Origin of the sequence: Acidithiobacillus thiooxidans ATCC 19377 (assembly GCF_009662475.1) — a bacterium.
GTDB classification, from domain to species: domain Bacteria; phylum Pseudomonadota; class Gammaproteobacteria; order Acidithiobacillales; family Acidithiobacillaceae; genus Acidithiobacillus; species Acidithiobacillus thiooxidans.
Genome location: NZ_CP045571.1, coordinates 2,851,426 through 2,867,590, shown reverse-complemented (window position 1 = coordinate 2,867,590; position 16,165 = coordinate 2,851,426). Strand labels below are relative to the sequence as shown.

18 protein-coding genes and 1 riboswitch are annotated in these 16,165 nt (G+C 51.8%); of the genes, 14 read left to right on the top strand and 4 right to left on the bottom strand.

Going from position 1 to position 16,165, the window contains the following annotated elements; genetic code table 11:
• Positions 1–2: 2 nt before the first annotated feature.
• The 10 genes from metK to GCD22_RS15035 all read left to right on the top strand — a co-directional run bounded on the left by metK (position 3) and on the right by GCD22_RS15035 (position 8,653).
• Positions 3–1,172 carry a methionine adenosyltransferase gene (gene metK / locus GCD22_RS15080; RefSeq protein ID WP_031575691.1) on the top strand — a complete coding sequence of 390 codons (1,170 nt, stop codon included), beginning with the start codon at positions 3–5 and terminating at the stop codon, positions 1,170–1,172.
• Between the two features lie 37 nt (positions 1,173–1,209).
• Positions 1,210–1,293: riboswitch (S-adenosyl-L-homocysteine riboswitch) on the top strand.
• A 20-nt stretch (positions 1,294–1,313) separates the two neighbouring features.
• Entirely contained in the window at positions 1,314–2,720 is a 1,407-nt protein-coding gene (gene ahcY, locus GCD22_RS15075; RefSeq protein ID WP_031575688.1) for an adenosylhomocysteinase, read from the top strand.
• Positions 2,720–3,538 carry a methylenetetrahydrofolate reductase [NAD(P)H] gene (metF, locus tag GCD22_RS15070; protein WP_031575686.1) on the top strand — a complete coding sequence of 273 codons (819 nt, stop codon included), beginning with the start codon at positions 2,720–2,722 and terminating at the stop codon, positions 3,536–3,538. Before ahcY ends, metF begins: the two co-directional genes overlap by 1 nt.
• A gap of 150 nt (positions 3,539–3,688) precedes the next feature.
• The gene (locus GCD22_RS15065) at positions 3,689–4,561 is read left to right on the top strand and encodes a phosphoribulokinase (protein WP_010637179.1); all 873 of its coding nucleotides are present in this window, start codon (positions 3,689–3,691) and stop codon (positions 4,559–4,561) included.
• Between the two features lie 324 nt (positions 4,562–4,885).
• Entirely contained in the window at positions 4,886–6,004 is a 1,119-nt protein-coding gene (locus tag GCD22_RS15060) for a DUF3034 family protein (RefSeq protein WP_211371672.1), read from the top strand.
• 22 nt (positions 6,005–6,026) lie between these two features.
• Positions 6,027–6,503 (top strand): group I truncated hemoglobin, encoded by a 477-nt coding sequence (locus tag GCD22_RS15055; RefSeq protein WP_031575681.1) that lies wholly within the window; start codon positions 6,027–6,029, stop codon positions 6,501–6,503.
• 167 nt (positions 6,504–6,670) lie between these two features.
• Positions 6,671–7,207, top strand: a complete 537-nt coding sequence (locus GCD22_RS15050; RefSeq protein ID WP_031575678.1) for an OmpA family protein — start codon at positions 6,671–6,673, stop codon at positions 7,205–7,207.
• 198 nt (positions 7,208–7,405) lie between these two features.
• Entirely contained in the window at positions 7,406–7,735 is a 330-nt protein-coding gene (locus GCD22_RS15045; RefSeq protein WP_031575675.1) for a hypothetical protein, read from the top strand.
• Positions 7,714–8,229, top strand: coding sequence for a YiiX/YebB-like N1pC/P60 family cysteine hydrolase (locus tag GCD22_RS15040; protein WP_031575673.1), 516 nt, complete (start codon positions 7,714–7,716; stop codon positions 8,227–8,229). Before GCD22_RS15045 ends, GCD22_RS15040 begins: the two co-directional genes overlap by 22 nt.
• A 124-nt stretch (positions 8,230–8,353) precedes the next feature.
• Positions 8,354–8,653 carry a high-potential iron-sulfur protein gene (locus GCD22_RS15035; RefSeq protein ID WP_031575670.1) on the top strand — a complete coding sequence of 100 codons (300 nt, stop codon included), beginning with the start codon at positions 8,354–8,356 and terminating at the stop codon, positions 8,651–8,653.
• A gap of 84 nt (positions 8,654–8,737) precedes the next feature.
• Here GCD22_RS15035 and GCD22_RS15030 read toward each other — a convergent pair whose 3' ends face one another.
• Genes GCD22_RS15030 through GCD22_RS15015 form a run of 4 tightly spaced genes read right to left on the bottom strand, consistent with a single transcriptional unit; the run spans position 8,738 to position 11,358 of the window.
• Positions 8,738–9,541 (bottom strand): helical membrane plugin domain-containing protein, encoded by an 804-nt coding sequence (locus GCD22_RS15030; protein ID WP_075323230.1) that lies wholly within the window; start codon positions 9,539–9,541, stop codon positions 8,738–8,740.
• A gap of 11 nt (positions 9,542–9,552) precedes the next feature.
• Entirely contained in the window at positions 9,553–10,692 is a 1,140-nt protein-coding gene (locus GCD22_RS15025; protein WP_024894824.1) for an NAD(P)/FAD-dependent oxidoreductase, read from the bottom strand.
• A gap of 45 nt (positions 10,693–10,737) precedes the next feature.
• The gene (locus GCD22_RS15020; protein ID WP_010637198.1) at positions 10,738–10,968 is read right to left on the bottom strand and encodes a sulfurtransferase TusA family protein; all 231 of its coding nucleotides are present in this window, start codon (positions 10,966–10,968) and stop codon (positions 10,738–10,740) included.
• A 12-nt stretch (positions 10,969–10,980) separates the two neighbouring features.
• The gene (locus GCD22_RS15015; RefSeq protein WP_010637201.1) at positions 10,981–11,358 is read right to left on the bottom strand and encodes a DsrE/DsrF/DrsH-like family protein; all 378 of its coding nucleotides are present in this window, start codon (positions 11,356–11,358) and stop codon (positions 10,981–10,983) included.
• Between the two features lie 357 nt (positions 11,359–11,715).
• On the opposite strand from GCD22_RS15015, the gene GCD22_RS15010 reads away from it, so the two are divergent.
• The 4 genes from GCD22_RS15010 (at position 11,716) to GCD22_RS14995 (ending at position 16,165) form a co-directional block, all read left to right on the top strand.
• Positions 11,716–12,660, top strand: a complete 945-nt coding sequence (locus tag GCD22_RS15010) for a sigma 54-interacting transcriptional regulator (RefSeq protein WP_280527708.1) — start codon at positions 11,716–11,718, stop codon at positions 12,658–12,660.
• Positions 12,661–12,700: 40 nt separating this feature from the next.
• The gene (locus tag GCD22_RS15005; RefSeq protein WP_306670500.1) at positions 12,701–13,933 is read left to right on the top strand and encodes an IS256 family transposase; all 1,233 of its coding nucleotides are present in this window, start codon (positions 12,701–12,703) and stop codon (positions 13,931–13,933) included.
• 55 nt (positions 13,934–13,988) lie between these two features.
• Positions 13,989–14,537 carry an AAA-type ATPase lid domain-containing protein gene (locus GCD22_RS15000; RefSeq protein WP_280527707.1) on the top strand — a complete coding sequence of 183 codons (549 nt, stop codon included), beginning with the start codon at positions 13,989–13,991 and terminating at the stop codon, positions 14,535–14,537.
• 83 nt (positions 14,538–14,620) lie between these two features.
• A complete protein-coding gene (locus GCD22_RS14995; RefSeq protein ID WP_031575505.1) occupies positions 14,621–16,165 on the top strand; it encodes a 2-isopropylmalate synthase in 1,545 nt (514 codons plus the stop codon).

Here is a 16,165-nt window from a genome sequence, read left to right as displayed (position 1 = left end):
GCATGTCCAAAAGCCATCTTTTTACTTCTGAGTCTGTTTCCGAAGGTCATCCCGATAAGGTCGCAGACCAGATTTCCGATGCCATCCTTGATGCCATTCTGGCGCAGGATCCGCGTGGTCGGGTAGCTGCTGAAACTCTCATTACTACCGGCCTTATTGTTCTGGCGGGTGAAATTACGACGACGGCTACCGTCGATTATGCAGACGTTGCCCGTCAGACGGTGCGCCGGATTGGCTATGATTCATCGGAAATGGGCTTTGACTGGGCCTCCTGCGCAGTGATGCAGACGCTCGACAAGCAGTCTCCGGATATTGCCCAGGGTGTGAATGAAGGGGCTGGTCTGGATCTGGACCAGGGTGCTGGTGATCAGGGCCTCATGTTCGGTTTTGCCTGTGATGAAACCGACGTGCTGATGCCAACTCCTATTTATTTCGCCCATCGTCTGACCGAGCGCCAGGCTTTGGTACGCAAGGATGGCCGCTTGCCCTGGTTACGTCCCGACGCCAAAAGTCAAGTGACGGTGCGCTACGAAGATGGTCGCCCGGTGGCTATTGATGCCGTCGTCCTCTCCACCCAGCACAGCCCAGATATCAGTCATGCCGATCTGGTGGAAGCGGTGCGGGAAGAAATCATCAAGCCGGTATTGCCGCCGGAAATGCTGCACAAGGATACCAAATATCTGATCAACCCCACCGGACGCTTTGTCATTGGCGGACCCGTAGGCGATTGTGGCCTGACGGGCCGCAAAATCATTGTAGACACCTACGGTGGTCAGGGCAGTCACGGTGGTGGTGCTTTTTCAGGTAAGGATCCTTCCAAGGTAGACCGATCTTCTTCTTACGCCGGTCGTTACGTTGCTAAAAATATTGTTGCTGCAGGTCTGGCGAGTCGCTGTGAAGTTCAGGTGGCTTATGCCATTGGGGTATCCCAGCCGGTCAGCCTGATGGTTGATACTTTTGGCACCGGTAAAATTGATGATGATCGCATCGCGGCGCTGGTCCGTGAGCATTTTGATCTGCGTCCCAAGGGTATTATTCAGATGCTGGATCTGCTCCGTCCGATTTATGGTAAAACCGCTGCTTATGGGCATTTCGGTCGTGAAGAACCGGAATTTACCTGGGAACGTACCGACAAGGCTGCAGCCTTGCGGGATGCTGCTGGATTGCGATAAAAAGACCTCTGCGCGGAGAACCTCTCCGCCGGAAGTTCGGGCCGAGGAGCGCTGCAGTCGCCAGGTCTCTGGTGGTCAGGCTCGGCCCGTTTTCCTTCGTGTAAAACCGCGCTCGCTTTCATGATCAAAGGAACTACCTACATGAATGCTGTGCTTAAAACGGGTGAAGACTTTAAAGTGGCTGATATGTCTCTGGCCGCCTGGGGACGTAAGGAAGTCCGTATTGCTGAAACGGAAATGCCGGCATTGATGGCTATCCGCCGGAAATATCAGGCTCAGCAGCCCTTGCAGGGTGCGCGTATTGCGGGCTGCATTCATATGACCATCCAGACCGCTGTACTTATCGAAACCCTGGTGGCTTTGGGGGCTGAAGTGCGCTGGTCTTCCTGCAACATTTTTTCTACGCAGGATCAGGCTGCAGCAGCTGTTGCAGCCGCAGGCGTTCCTGTTTTTGCCTGGAAGGGCGAAAGCGAGGAAGAATACTGGTGGTGCGTAGAACAGACCATTATGGGTCCTGACGGCTGGCGCCCCAATATGCTGCTGGATGATGGTGGAGACCTCACAGGATTGCTCCATGAGAAGTATCCCGAGTTGCTGGAGGGCATCCATGGTGTTTCCGAAGAAACGACCACAGGTGTGCATCGTCTTTGGGAAATGGCCAGGGAAGGCAAGCTCAAGGTGCCGGCCATCAATGTCAACGACTCGGTGACCAAAAGCAAAAATGACAACAAATACGGTTGTCGTCACTCCCTCAATGATGCCATCAAGCGAGCCACGGACCATTTGTTGTCTGGTAAGCGCGCCCTGGTTCTGGGCTATGGGGATGTGGGCAAGGGCTCGGCAGCCTCCCTGCGTCAGGAAGGCATGATTGTGCGCGTCACCGAAGTGGATCCCATTTGTGCCATGCAGGCCTGCATGGATGGGTATGAAGTGGTTTCGCCCTACAAAAAGGGTATCAACGATGGTACCGATGCCTGTATTGATCGGGATCTGCTGGGCCAGACGGACTTACTGGTTACTGCTACCGGTAATTACAATGTCTGCGATGCGGGCATGTTGAAGGCCCTCAAGAAAGGCGCTGTCGTTTGTAATATTGGTCATTTCGATAATGAAATTGATACGGCTTTCATGCGTGCGAACTGGGCCTGGGACGAGGTTAAGGCTCAGGTGCATAAAGTGTATCGTGATGCGCCGGCAGGCAGGGACTTTGATGCAGACAGTGATGATTACCTGATTCTCCTTTCTGAAGGCAGACTGGTGAATCTGGGCAATGCTACCGGGCATCCCAGTCGCATCATGGATGGTTCTTTTGCCGATCAGGTGTTGGCGCAGATACATCTTTACGGGGAGCGCTTTGCTGATCTGCCTGCCGCACAGAAGTCTTCGCACATCAGCGTCACCGTCCTGCCGAAAACCCTGGATGAAGAAGTGGCCCGTTACATGGTGGAAGGTTTTGCCGGGGTGCTGACCCAGTTGACAACAGCTCAAGCCGAATATCTGGGCGTTGACGTCCACGGGCCTTTCAAGAACGACGCGTATCGTTACTGATGGCGCACTCCGTCGAGTTTTTTCCGCCCAAAAATGCTGCAGGCGAGGAGCGCCTGCGCGAAACCATTGCTGCTCTGTTACCTTTGGGGCCGGAATATGCCTCAGTGACTTTTGGGGCTGGTGGTTCCACCCGTGAACGAACTTTTGCCACGGTGGACATGATCCGCAAGGACTATGATCTGGAAGCTGTTCCGCATCTTTCGTGCATTGGCTCAACGGAATCGGGTATCCGGGAGATTCTGGAAGATTACCGGGCCCAAGGTATTCAGCGCATTGTCGCCCTGCGTGGTGATTTACCAGAAGGCATGAGTAACCCTGGTCATTTTGAATATGCAGCCGATCTGGTGGGTTTTATCCGTCAGTTCGGCGGTTTTAAAATTTATGTAGCCGGTTATCCGGAAGTGCATCCCAAGGCCGTTTCTGCTGAAGAGGATTTGCAGCATCTAGTGGAAAAGGTGCAGTCGGGTGCAGATGCGGTTATCACCCAGTATTTTTATAATCCCGATGCGTACTTGCAGCTCCGGGATGATTTACAACGGCGGGGCGTTGAGGTGCCGATTGTAGTGGGTGTCATGCCCATCACAAATTTTGAACAGATTTCCCGTTTTTCGGCCATGTGCGGAGCCGAATTACCGCAATATCTGCGGCGCCGCATGGAAGCTTATGGGGAAGATCTGCAGTCCCAATATCAGTTGGGGATTGAGTTGCTGAGTCGGCAGTGTGAGACATTACTTGCGCAAGGCGCACCCAGCCTGCATTTTTATACGCTGAATCAGTCCGAGGCGACTACGGCCATCTGGCAGAATCTCGGGCTTTAAGTACTTTTGACGCCATTATCGAAGCCTCGAAAGCGTTGGTAATGGCGTGTTTTATGTTGACCGGCTGATAACCTTTGTTAAACTGGATTCAAGACGGCCATGGAATATATTGGTCAGCAAAAGAATTTTTCACTATAAGAGGTTCATACCATGTCTAAAAAGTATCCTGTTGTTGCGGTCACCGGCTCTTCGGGAGCTGGTACAACTACGGTCAAACATGCATTTCATGACATTTTCCGGCGCCTGAAGGTCAATCCGGTCATCATTGAAGGAGACAGTTTTCACCGTTATAACCGGGCGGAAATGCGTGAAGCCATTGCCAAAGCAGCAGCAGAAGGTAAGACCATCAGCCACTTTGGTCCCGAAGGTAATGATTTTGAGTCTCTGGAACGTCTGTTCCGTAGTTACGGAGAGACCGGTCATGGCCAGATGCGTTACTACGTGCATGATGATGAGGAAGCGGAACTGCGGGGTAGTGCTCCGGGAACCTTTACGCCATGGCAGGATATGCCTACTGGCACCGATCTGCTTTTTTATGAAGGGCTGCACGGCGGGGTGAAAACCGAAGATGTGGATGTCGCCAATTATGTGGATCTTCTGGTTGGTGTCGTGCCGGTTGTGAATCTCGAATGGATCCAGAAAATTCATCGTGATAATTCCCAGCGTGGGTATTCAGCGGAAGCCATTGTGGACACAATTTTGCGCCGCATGCCCGATTATATTAATCATATAACCCCCCAGTTTTCGCGCGCGCATATCAACTTTCAACGTGTCCCTTTGGTGGATACATCCAATCCTTTCATTGCCCGGGATATTCCCACACCTGATGAGAGCATGGTAGTCATTCGCTTTCGGGATCACAAAATTGAGCATTTCCCGACCTTATTGCAAATGATTCCCGGAAGCTTTATGTCGCGCTCCAATACCCTGGTTATTCCGGGTACGAAAATGGGCTTCGCCATGGAAGTGATTCTCGGTCCGCGCATTGAACAGATGCTGGATGAAAAAAAAGAAGCACTCTGATAGCGCGTTAGTTTCATCCTGGTGACATCCGGTATCGGTAACATCGATACCGGATTTTTTATGTCCTGCATTTTAAGCCAGAGAAGGCAGATCAGCAGTTTCTGTCATGACGAAACTGTAGAGATGTCATGACGTGTCATGCAGAATCAGAAGAAATACAAACAGTTCTATTTGTATGATGTGTTGATGCTTGTTCATAATAAACAAGTTGTTACAAATAATTCTTGTGTGTTGTAGAGGTTTCTGAGATTTTGGCCCCTTTCTTGCTCTTAAGTTTTTTGAGTGCTCTGGCATTCAAGAACCGCTTAACGGCTAGGAGGAGGTATGAAAATTATGGGTAAGTCTGCGAAATCACCCGCTACAAAAGCAGTCATTCTGGCAGTGGCCTGCACGTTGGGTGCAATGGTCCCTGTGGCCGCCAATGCGGCGATAGGTTCGGCCTGTTTATTTGGCCAGGGCCGTATTTTGGGCACCGGAGCAGTAACAGCGATAGACGGTGCTGCTGGTGGTGGTATCAACCCCTGGGCAGTGATTTCGGGTTATGGCACCAATCAGCAAATTGGCGCGACCGCTTTTTATTCACATGTATTGCTGAACAACTATAACTTGAACGCTTACGGCGCATCGGTCGGATTATTCAACCGGGTTGAGATCTCTTTTGCCCGGCAGGGGTTTAGTTTAGGTAATACAGGGCAGGTACTTGATAATAAGATTCTTGGCACAGCAGTAACAACACCAGGTGTATCCTTCCCGTACGGAACGACGACCACAGCGGGTTTGACTGCCGATAAAGCATTTGCCGGGGGTCCCGCATTTTTTGGTAGCAATTACGATTTAAATCAGGATATCGTAGGTCTGAAGGTGCGTCTCTTCGGGAATGTTATTTACGATCAAAACTGGTGGGAACCACAGGTATCCGTGGGTGTCGATTTCCACCACAATGAGATGCCCAAAGATTTTGCAGCGACACTGGGTGTTAAGCGTAATGGCGTCAGCTATTATCTATCGGCTACTAAAGTCTGGATTAACGGTATATTCGGGTTGACGACTTTAGCGGATGTAAATATTGATGTTACCAACGCCAATCAGCAAGGCTTGCTGGGTTTCGGTGGCGTCAATGGTATGGGTTACAAAGTATTGACGGCTGCTTCGGTGGGTGTTTTTCTGAACCGCCATGTGGTCTTGGGTGCTGAGTATCGAGATATGCCACAAAATCAACTCATAGCAGCTTCTGGTACAGTTGTTACGCCGGGAGGAGGTATTCCTCTACATTTGGGTGCTGTCGGTGATGCGGTATCCAAAACGAGTGCCTGGAAAGACGTTTATGTCGCTTGGTTCCCCTACAAGCAGCTTTCACTGACAGCAGCCTATGTGGATTTGGGTACTATTGCCACAGAAAAGAACCAAAACGGTCTGTATTTATCTCTGACCAGCAGCTTTTGACCTAATTTAAGAGGAGTTTACCATGTCATTTATACCAACCTCTTCCCGTCTTTCGGCAGTAGCCAAGGGTGTCGCTTTGGCGGCAGGGTATACGGCTGTTGCCATGATGGGAATTTCGACCGCATCCGCTCAGGATTACTATGCCCAGTACGGCGGTAAGGCGGGCATTACCAAGCTGATTAATACGTTTGTGGGTAATGTTGCTAATGACCCGCACATCAACTACTACTTCGCACATACCAATATCCCCCACCTGAAGTACGAATTGGTGCAGCAGGTGTGTATGGCGGTGGGCGGTCCCTGCAAATACACCGGCCTGAGTATGCGTAAAGCCCATGAAGGGATGGGTGTTACTACGGCAGCCTTCAACTATCTGGCCCAGGACATGATGGATGCGATGCAAACCCAAAGGATTCCCATGTCGGCGCAGAATTACCTGATTGCTATTCTGGCTTCCATGGAACCACAAATCGTCACCGCTAACGGCCCCTTGGGCTGAAAAGGGACATCAAGTAAATGTTGTATGCAGTCTCCTCCTCCCGCTAGCAAAATCGGGAACTTCAGGCTCCATCCTGGATGGGGCCTATTTTGTCATTGAATTTGTTGATTAAAATTGTAGAAAGTGAATGCATCTACCCAAAAAATCAGCTACTAAGGAGACGTAATATGAAAAAAATATACAAGCAAACACTGGCTGTGGCAGTGGTCTTGGCCGCTGCTGGCTGTGGTACTAATCCTTTTGCCTGTTCTCCCGGGATTCCCCCGGCCGCACCGGCGGCTCCAGCCGCAAAACCCGCACCTGTGGCACCTATTGCACCGGTGCAGCATACGGTTCTGGAGAGTAAACCAATTACCATTACCGGGATTAATTTCCAGACCAATTCTTCCAAACTGATCAGCCATGATATTGCCGTGCTGGATCAGGTGGCCGATTTTGCCCATAAACATTCAGCCGCTGTTCTGGATGTGAATGGTTACTGCAGTAAAACAGGTAGTTTTGCTTACAATCAAAAACTCTCTGAGCAACGTGCACAAAGCGTTGCCGGTTATCTGGAAGCGCATGGTATAGCTGCTTCACGGATTATGACGAAGGGGCATTCCTATCTGGATCCCGTCGCCAGCAATGCGACGCCACGGGGACGTTTCCTGAATCAGCGCGTGGAAATCAATTCCAGTATTAAGGTACGTAAAACTGTGCAATAACTGGCTTGATGAATCACTAGTCAAGACGTCATGATTAACAGGCGATGCTGCTTATGGTATTGCCTGTTTTTCTTTGGATCGCTTTAATCAAGGAGAATTTGTGTGCGAAGTATTCTAAAAACACTCACAGTGGCTGGATTAACAGTGGGAATCTCAGCTTGTGGACTTTTTTCGAGTTCAGGTCCAGAGAATACGGCTATGCATTTTGTGCATGGTATGGCGAAAGGGGACATCCAGAAAGTAGACAAACTGGTTTATTGGGGACCTGAAGTGCAAAATCCTGCACAACCCTATGCAATGCGGCTCGAAGAAGCGAAAGTGAATGGATATGTGATGGCTACTTATCAGCGTCTGCAAGCTGAAGGCGGTTTGAAGGAGGCCAAAATAGTCAAAAACCAACGGACCATGATACATGGCGTTGAACATGCCACGGTGATTATCAGCCTGATTCCTGAGAAAGGTAGCCCACGGAATACGACGTTGCAACTGGTACGCAGGGACGGGAAATGGTTCGTGAGTGTGGACTGACGGCATATCTACTGCTGCGCGAAGGGCTGGGGGTGGAGGCACGCCTGGTACGCCTCAAAAATCGCGGGCCCTGGACGCATGTCGGGGTTTTGGTAGGTGGTGCTTTATTTGAAAGCATACCGTCTACGGAACGCACCCGAGGTGGGGTGCATATGGGTAGCCTGGACGATTTTTGTGCGCCGGAACGTGCTGTAAAAGTGGGCTACATACCGATTAGCTTGGTAGAACCACAGTGTGAAAATTTGTTTCACTGGTGTCATAAACAGGTGAAGTTGCGTATTCCTTTTGATGATAATTATGACTTGCAGGATGATCGGGCATTATATTGTTCCGAGTTTGTTTATAAGGCATTTTTGCAAATACAGATCAACCTGATCTCAGCGGAGTTAAGTACTTTATCCATACCCTTGGTAGGGCTGCGGAAGGTGGTATTTCCGGGAGATTTGATCGGAATGAAGCCGGTATTCAATAATGTTTTTACTCTACGCAGTTGATTGTCCAATTATGAATATATGCTGGGGATCAATTTTCTGTTGCCTGCATCCATTCCGGCGCAGATTACGTAGAACTAAGTGGGCCCTTTATAGGCGCCTCATTCATCATTTGGGAGAATATACTATGAAATCTATGAATCGTCGTGAATGGTTGAAATCAACAGGTAAAATAGCCGCAGCGGCCGCAGCGGCCGCAGTGGCTCCTTTGGTGTTTTCATCCATGGCTGAGGCTGGTACTGCAGGTGGGTTGCAAAGCAAAAGTTCTGTCAGTTATCAGGATCATCCCAGTGGCAAGGACATGTGCAGTAATTGCGCGCATTTTGTACCGGGAGCCTCTCCCAGTGCGGATGGCACCTGTAAAGTGGTTGCGGGCAAAATCAGCCCACATGGATATTGCTTTGCCTATACACCTATTTCTAGCTAACGCTTAAATAAAAAAGCCCCTGAACAACAGGGGCTGCAAGCGGGGCGAGTAGAACACGTTAAAACGGTAAAAGTTAGTTCATGATCAGTGCCTGAGTCGGCAGGAACGGAAATGTTTGCCGACCAGCATGAGGAACTGGATGGTTTGCTGGGTTTCCGGTTTTTTCATCATGTCCCAGAGTCCGGCGATTCCTCCCTTGGGAATGGGGGCGCTGGCGGCCTCCTCAGTGGCGCCACTGAGGCAGTGCAGGAAATCGGTGAGGATATGATCCTGATCCATTTTCTCAGCGACAGCGAGCAAACGGTCCATGACCCCGGTGCGCGTTGCCCGATCCAGCAGGCACATGGCATCGGTTGCCAAAGTGGCCAGGCGTGAGACCATCTCATCATTCATAGAATCGCCAGCGGCACCCGCCATGCGGGCCAGATGAACGATGCGCTCCAGATCGCCGTTTTCGACCAGTGCCGAGATGGCCGGTAAAGCATTGACCACCTGACTGCGGTTCACCCGATCCAGTAAATCCATGCCATCGCTGGCCAGACCGGCCAAGCGACCCACCATTTCATCGCTCATGGAATCGGCGGCGGCCCCACTCAGCCGGGCCAGTTGCACGATGCGCTCCAGATCCCCGTTTTCCACCAGGGAGCTGATGGCCGGCAGGGCCCGCGCCACCTGACTGCGGGTGACCTGATCCACCAAATCCAGACCGTCGCTGGCCAACCCCGCCAGACGACCCACCATCTCATCACTCATGGAGTCTGCTGCCGCACCACTCAGTCGTGCCAGGTGCACAATGCGTTCGAGATCCCCGTTCTGCACCAGATGGACCAGGGCTTCCTGCGCGCGTTGCAGTTCATCTTCAGAAGTTTCTGCCATGACCGCAGCCATACGTCACCTCCTCAGAGTAAACCACGGGCGGTAGCCCAATAGAGTTTGTTATAGGACATCTTGAAGGCGTGTACGGCTCCGGTAGGCGCTTTCGGCTGGGGTGGGGTTTTATAATCGAACATGGCATACGTTGCCCGGTCCTTGCCCGCCTCAATGAAGCAGAACACCTTGCCATCATAACTGCGCACCGGCCGTCCCATCTTGATGACCGCCGCCACATTCTCGGCAGCCACTTCCGCTTCGAAGTGGGCGGTTGAACCGGCCTTACTGATGGGCAAATTGGTGGTATCTCCCAGTACCAGAACATTCTTGCCATGTTCTCCTTCCATGTGCAGGGAAGAGCGATTGGTGGGAATCCAGCCGTTTTCACCCAGACCGTTCTTCTCGATGACTTCCTGACCCTTATGGGGCGGCACGGCTACCAGCAGATCGTATTTCACTGCTCCGCCTTCTTCACTCAGTACCTGGGCATTCTTACCATCCACTTCCTTCATGTTGAACAGGGTTTCGTATTTAATGCCCATCCGGTCAAATTCCGGCGCTGCCCACTTGGCGACATTTTCCAGACTGTGCACCCGGCCAATGGGGTAGGTGTAGTAGAACTCGGTCTTGTCCAGCAGGCCGCGATCCTTGATGAAGTCGTGCATGGCGAAGGTGATCTCCAGGGGAATCATCGGGCACTTGTGCGGCAGACCGACGGTGACCACGATGCGTCCACCCTTGAAGTCCGACAGTTGCTTGAAGAATTCGACGGCATTTTCTGCGGTATAGCAGTTGATGGAATTTTCCTTGAGACCGGGAACTTTCTCGGGCAGGGCACGCGAACCGGTCGAAATGACGATGAGGTCATACTCATGCACCTTGCCGCTTTTGCATTTGACATGGTTCTCGGCCAGATGAAATTCTTCAACCGGATCCACATGAAATTCAATCCCCGGCTCCAGCAGGCTTTGCTGTTCGCGGACCAGTTCATCGGGCGTCGCCCGACCCATGGCGACATACAACCAGCCGGGTTGATACACATGCTCATGACTGGCGGACAACATCGTGATGCGTGCCTTGCCGGTTTTCATTTCATGGTGAATACGCCGTGCCAGATGATTGGCAAAAATAGTACCGCCCATACCGCCACCTATGACCAGAATTCTCATGATGTCACTCTCCTTAGGGTTTTACGCCTGCGATTGTTTGTGCGCTTACTTGGCCTTGCGGACCCGAATGTGCCAGGTGCCTTCGCCGTCCTGCTCAGTATCTACCATTTCGTGACCGACTTTTTTGATCCACTCCGGCACATCCGCAGCAGAACCGGCATCTGTGGACAACAATTCCAGGGTGTCCCCGACCTGCATCATTTTCATGTTGGAAATCAGTTCCATCAGCGGCCCCGGACAAAAACTGCCACGGGCATCTACAACGCGTTCACTCATGTGCTCCTCCTTTTAAAAAGTCAGAATCTGACCATTTTCGGCGTCACTCAGGAATTTGGTCAGGCCCAGAGGCCCGGCTACGATTTCCTCCATGCCGTCCTCTTTGACGCCGAGAACATCCATAGCCATGGAGCAAGCCCAGATTTTGGCATCGCCCAGTTCCACCGCCTGCTCGAAAATCTGGTAGAAGGGGGGCACTTTACGTTCGGCCATGACTTCTCCCAGCTTGCCTTCAGCGGGGGCTTCCTTACTATGACCCTTCACAAAGTAGGGGAAGGCGTTCATCGACAGAAAAATATGGACGTCGGTTCCGGATACCGCCGCTACGGACGCCGCCATGGCTGCGAATTGCAACTTCTCGCGCTCGCCACTTAAACAAATGATGTACATGCCTGACATTTTGTCTCCCCATCGTAAGTGAATGGTTTAGTAATAGCAGTAAATATGCCAGCCTGTATGAACGTTATTAGATTGAAGCTAACTCGCTTATCACGCTAGACAATTAAAAATTAAGAATAAACTAATTAACTGTATTGTTAACCCATTTATCTATCGCGACGGATGAAATGTGTCATGACATGTCATGACATGTGCTGACAAGCAGAACACCTTGTTCATAAACAAATATAATTAAGTTATGGTAATAGAAATTTTCTTGCATCCAAAAAGAAAGAGGATGCGTATTATTTACGAAAGGATATTTTTTAGATCTTAAAAGCAGTAGCCGACCAGACGCCGAGGCAAATTATGGAAATGCAGAATCGTGACCGTACTACTCCTGATGTGCATAAGCCCACAAAAAAGCATCAGTCAGCAACTGGTCTGGATGTTCAGAGTGTTTTGAATATTCAGCAGAATCCAATGGTTTTGATTGATGACCACTACCGGATCATTGCGGCGAACCGGGCCTATCAGGAAGCCTATGGCGTGCAATCCGACGAGGTCATAGGACGTTGCTGTCATGAAATTTCCCACCATTCGCCGGTGCCTTGCCATATGCGTGGAGAAGATTGTCCCCATCAGGCTGTTTTTACAACGGGAGAAGCCCACGATGTCCGGCACATTCACTATGATCACCAGAATCATGCTGAACATGTGCGTATTCGTGGACATGCCATCAAAGATCAGGAAGGGAATACCTATCTTGGTGAGGAAATCATTCGCTTGCCGCATCAGGAAGAAGACATTACTTGTGGTGACATGCGCATGGTGGGCCGTTCTCCGGCATTCATGAAATGTCTGAATCACATTGAAATGGCGGGCCGTACGGATGCCAGTATTTTGCTTTATGGTGAAAGTGGGGTCGGCAAGGAGTTGGCAGCCAGCGCGCTGCATCAATTTTCTGCACGTGCATCTGAAGCATTTATTACTGTGGATTGTACCTCGCTACCAGAAACACTTTTTGAAAGTGAAATCCTGGGTCATGAAAGAGGGGCTTTCACAGGTTGTCTGGGACGTAAGCGTGGACTGTATGAAATGGCCGACCGGGGAACCCTGTTTCTGGATGAGGTGGGGGAATTGCCCTTAAGTATGCAGGCTAAATTATTGCGGGTTCTGGAAACCGGGACTTTCCGGCGTTTGGGGGGCTCAGAGGAGCTATGCTCGAAAGTGGTGTACGGGCGCGTTACAACTGGCTTGAATGAGGTGGCGTACTGTTGCTACAAAGGGTTTCCGACTCAAAGAGCAACATAAGGAGTACGCCGTGGAAAAGAATACCGTAATAGCAGGTGGGATGGGAGAGTTGGGTCTGGGCATTGAAGGGATACTTCGACGCGCGGCACGCTCTCTGATTGAGCAGGCCATAGAGGCAGAGGTGGCGGTATTGCTGGAAGAATTTGCGACAGTGCGGATGGTTGATGGGCGTCAGGCGGTCGTGCGTAATGGGCATCTGCCGGAGCGCGAGATCATGACCGCTCTGGGTCCGGTACCCGTCAAAGTACCCAAGGTGCGGGACCGCTCAGGATCGGGGATCAAATTCAATTCGGTACTGGCGCCTCCGTATGTACGCAAATCACGAACGGTAGCCGCTACAGTACCTTGGCTCTATCTGCATGGGGTGTCTTCCGGCCACATGCAGGAAGCCCTTTCCATTTTGCTGGGTGATGAGGCCAAGGGACTTTCACCTGCGGTGTTGGGACGTCTCAAGGCGGAGTGGGCGCAAGAGTATGCCCATTGGCAACACCGCTCCCTACAGGGAAAGCGCTATGCTTACTGGTGGGTAGACGGTATTTATACGAACCTCCGTGCGGAGGAGGATCCGCGTATCTGCCTGCTGGTGATTATCGGCGTGACGGCAGAGGGCAAGAAAGAGCTGGTCAGTGTCAGTGACGGCCTGCGCGAATCCAAAGCTTCCTGGCTGGAGATCCTGCGTGACCTGCAGGCGCGCGGTCTGGAGGCGGCCCCTTTGCTCGCCATTGGGGATGGTGCCATGGGGTTTTGGGCCGCACTGGATGAAGCCTATCCCGAAACTGGTCAGCAACGCTGCTGGGTGCATAAGACCGCCAACATTCTCAACGAACTTCCCAAAGCCCAACAGAGCAAAGCCAAGGCAGCGTTGCAGGAAATCTGGATGGCCGCCAATCGCCAGGCTGCGGAAAAAGCACTGGACGTGTTTGTGCGCAATTACCAGGCAAAGTATCCCAAGGCCGTGGCTAAACTGGAAAAAGATCGGGCTGAATTGCTCGCTTTCTATGATTTTCCAGCCGAACACTGGCGGCATATCCGGACCACCAATGCCATTGAGTCCACCTTCGCTACGGTACGCCACCGGACTACCCGGACGAAGAACTGTGTATCACGCAGCAGCTTTCTGGGATTGGGTTTCAAGATGCTGCAGCAGGCTGAAAAACGCTGGATTGGGATTTATGCTCCAGAGAAAGTCCTGCAGCTTTTTGCAGGGGTGAAATTTATCGATGGCTTACCGGCTAACCTCACCCTGCCGGATGATCAACAGACCGCCGCCTGATCTATGTCAGAAAATGCTCATACACCAGATTTGACTATAGCTCGGCTCAGAGACCTTGCATGCCGATGTGCGTATCATCGCGGCGACCAACCGTAATTTATTGGAAATGGCCGGGCAAAGACAATTTCGGGAGGATTTATATTATCGTCTCGCGGCTATTACCATTGATTTACCGCCCTTGCGGGATCGTCGTGATGATATTGCGGGTATTGCGGCGGTGTTGCTGGAACGCATTGGTAAAAGTTGGGGGGGGCAGTGGACGCTGTCGAAAGATGCAGAACGGCGCCTGTTTACTTATGATTTTCCGGGAAATGTTCGGGAGTTGCGCAATATTCTGCAAAAAGCAGCAGCACTGGCGGATGGACCGGTTATTCAGGCAAATCATCTGAATTTTACGGGAGCCAGACCAGCGTTTGCGGCGCATGCGGCTTCGCCGGGTGCAGTGAGAGATTTTGGACCTGCGCCATCAGTCCAACGCGGTGGCGCGCAACCGGATGATCTGGAGGCTTTGTTGCGTCAGTATCAAGGCAACCGGCGGAGGGTGGCGGAAACCCTCGGGGTCAGTGAGCGCACTGTTTATCGCTGGTTGCGGCGAGATGCCTGAATCCTTCACGAAGAAGATGCGTTGTCTTCGTTAATTGTCTGTAGCGGGGTACAATCCTCTCAATTGATTGGGAGACACAAGCTATGACAACGTCCAAAGAGCATTTGATTATTTTTGACACTACCTTGCGCGACGGCGAGCAATCCCCGGGTGCTTCCATGACCCGGGATGAAAAACTGCGTATTGCCCAGGCCTTGGAACGCTTGCAGGTGGATGTCATTGAAGCCGGTTTTCCAGTTGCCAGCCCCGGGGACTTTGCCGCCGTGCAAGCCATCGCCAGGACCGTACGTGAAAGTCGGGTATGCGGGCTGTCGCGGGCGCGCGATGAAGACATTCGCCGTGCCGGTGAGGCGTTGAAGGAAGCCAATGCTGCACGTATTCATACCTTCATTGCCACCAGCCCGATTCATATGCAGGCAAAATTACGGATGAGCCCGGAGCAGGTTCTGGAACGTGCAGTGGCTGCGGTAAAACTGGCGCGGCAATATTGTGATGATGTGGAGTTTTCAGCGGAAGATGCGGGCCGTTCCGAGGAGGATTTCCTGTGCCGGGTGATTGAAGCAGTCATTCAAGCGGGAGCCCGTACCATCAATATTCCTGACACCGTTGGTTATAATCTGCCAGATCGCTTTGGTCAGCTAATTGCCAATTTGCGCAACCGGATTCCCAACGCCGATCAAGCCATTTTTTCAGTACATTGCCACAATGATCTGGGCCTGGCGGTGGCCAACTCCCTGTCTGCTGTGCAGCATGGTGCCCGACAGGTTGAATGCACGATCAACGGTCTGGGTGAACGAGCGGGTAATGCCGCCCTGGAAGAAATCGTGATGGCGGTGCGCACGCGGCAAGATGCTTTTGCCTGTGATACCCGCATTGATACCAACCAGATTGTGGCTACCAGCAAGCTGGTGTCTACGATTACCGGCTTTCCGGTCCAGCCCAACAAGGCCATTGTCGGAGCGAATGCTTTTGCCCATGAGTCAGGCATTCACCAGGATGGTGTGCTCAAGCATCGGGAGACCTATGAGATCATGCGTGCGGAAGATGTAGGCTGGTCGGCCAATCGCATGACGCTGGGCAAACTTTCCGGTCGGGCGGCGGTACGTGCGCGTCTGGAGGCGTTGGGTATTCATCTGGACAAAGATACGCTGGATCAGGTTTTTGCCCGCTTCAAGGATCTTGCCGACCGCAAGGCGGAAATATTTGATGAAGACCTGCAAGCGCTGGTCAATGAAGATCTGCAGGAAGAGCAGGCAGAACATTATCGTCTGGGTTATTTGCGGGTTTGCTCGGAAATGGGTACACATCCCGAAGCTACGGTGGAAGTCTGGGTGGACGGGGTGGCCAAAACCGCCAAGGCCGTAGGTGGCGGGCCGGTAGATGCGGCATTCCAGGCCATGGAAAGTATTTTGAAAAGTGAAACCCGTTTGCTGCTGTATTCAGTCAATGCTATTACCACAGGTACCGATGCCCAGGGCGATGTGACCGTGCGTCTGCAGGACGCCAGTGGTCGGGCCGTCAATGGACAGGGTGCCGATACTGATATTGTTGTGGCCAGTGCCAAGGCTTACCTTTCGGCGATGAATCGTTTGCAGGGTCCGTCACATCGCCAGCATCCGCAACTATAG

Bases quoted from the DNA above. Each gene is read 5' to 3' on its own strand.
- metK (WP_031575691.1), top strand. From the start codon at position 3: ATGTCCAAAAGCCATCTTTTTACTTCTGAGTCTGTTTCCGAAGGTCAT.
- ahcY (WP_031575688.1), top strand. From the start codon at position 1,314: ATGAATGCTGTGCTTAAAACGGGTGAAGACTTTAAAGTGGCTGATATG.
- metF (WP_031575686.1), top strand. From the start codon at position 2,720: ATGGCGCACTCCGTCGAGTTTTTTCCGCCCAAAAATGCTGCAGGCGAG.
- GCD22_RS15065 (WP_010637179.1), top strand. From the start codon at position 3,689: ATGTCTAAAAAGTATCCTGTTGTTGCGGTCACCGGCTCTTCGGGAGCT.
- GCD22_RS15060 (WP_211371672.1), top strand. From the start codon at position 4,886: ATGAAAATTATGGGTAAGTCTGCGAAATCACCCGCTACAAAAGCAGTC.
- GCD22_RS15055 (WP_031575681.1), top strand. From the start codon at position 6,027: ATGTCATTTATACCAACCTCTTCCCGTCTTTCGGCAGTAGCCAAGGGT.
- GCD22_RS15050 (WP_031575678.1), top strand. From the start codon at position 6,671: ATGAAAAAAATATACAAGCAAACACTGGCTGTGGCAGTGGTCTTGGCC.
- GCD22_RS15045 (WP_031575675.1), top strand. From the start codon at position 7,406: ATGCATTTTGTGCATGGTATGGCGAAAGGGGACATCCAGAAAGTAGAC.
- GCD22_RS15040 (WP_031575673.1), top strand. From the start codon at position 7,714: ATGGTTCGTGAGTGTGGACTGACGGCATATCTACTGCTGCGCGAAGGG.
- GCD22_RS15035 (WP_031575670.1), top strand. From the start codon at position 8,354: ATGAAATCTATGAATCGTCGTGAATGGTTGAAATCAACAGGTAAAATA.
- GCD22_RS15030 (WP_075323230.1), bottom strand. From the start codon at position 9,541: ATGGCTGCGGTCATGGCAGAAACTTCTGAAGATGAACTGCAACGCGCG.
- GCD22_RS15025 (WP_024894824.1), bottom strand. From the start codon at position 10,692: ATGAGAATTCTGGTCATAGGTGGCGGTATGGGCGGTACTATTTTTGCC.
- GCD22_RS15020 (WP_010637198.1), bottom strand. From the start codon at position 10,968: ATGAGTGAACGCGTTGTAGATGCCCGTGGCAGTTTTTGTCCGGGGCCG.
- GCD22_RS15015 (WP_010637201.1), bottom strand. From the start codon at position 11,358: ATGTACATCATTTGTTTAAGTGGCGAGCGCGAGAAGTTGCAATTCGCA.
- GCD22_RS15010 (WP_280527708.1), top strand. From the start codon at position 11,716: ATGGAAATGCAGAATCGTGACCGTACTACTCCTGATGTGCATAAGCCC.
- GCD22_RS15005 (WP_306670500.1), top strand. From the start codon at position 12,701: ATGGGAGAGTTGGGTCTGGGCATTGAAGGGATACTTCGACGCGCGGCA.
- GCD22_RS14995 (WP_031575505.1), top strand. From the start codon at position 14,621: ATGACAACGTCCAAAGAGCATTTGATTATTTTTGACACTACCTTGCGC.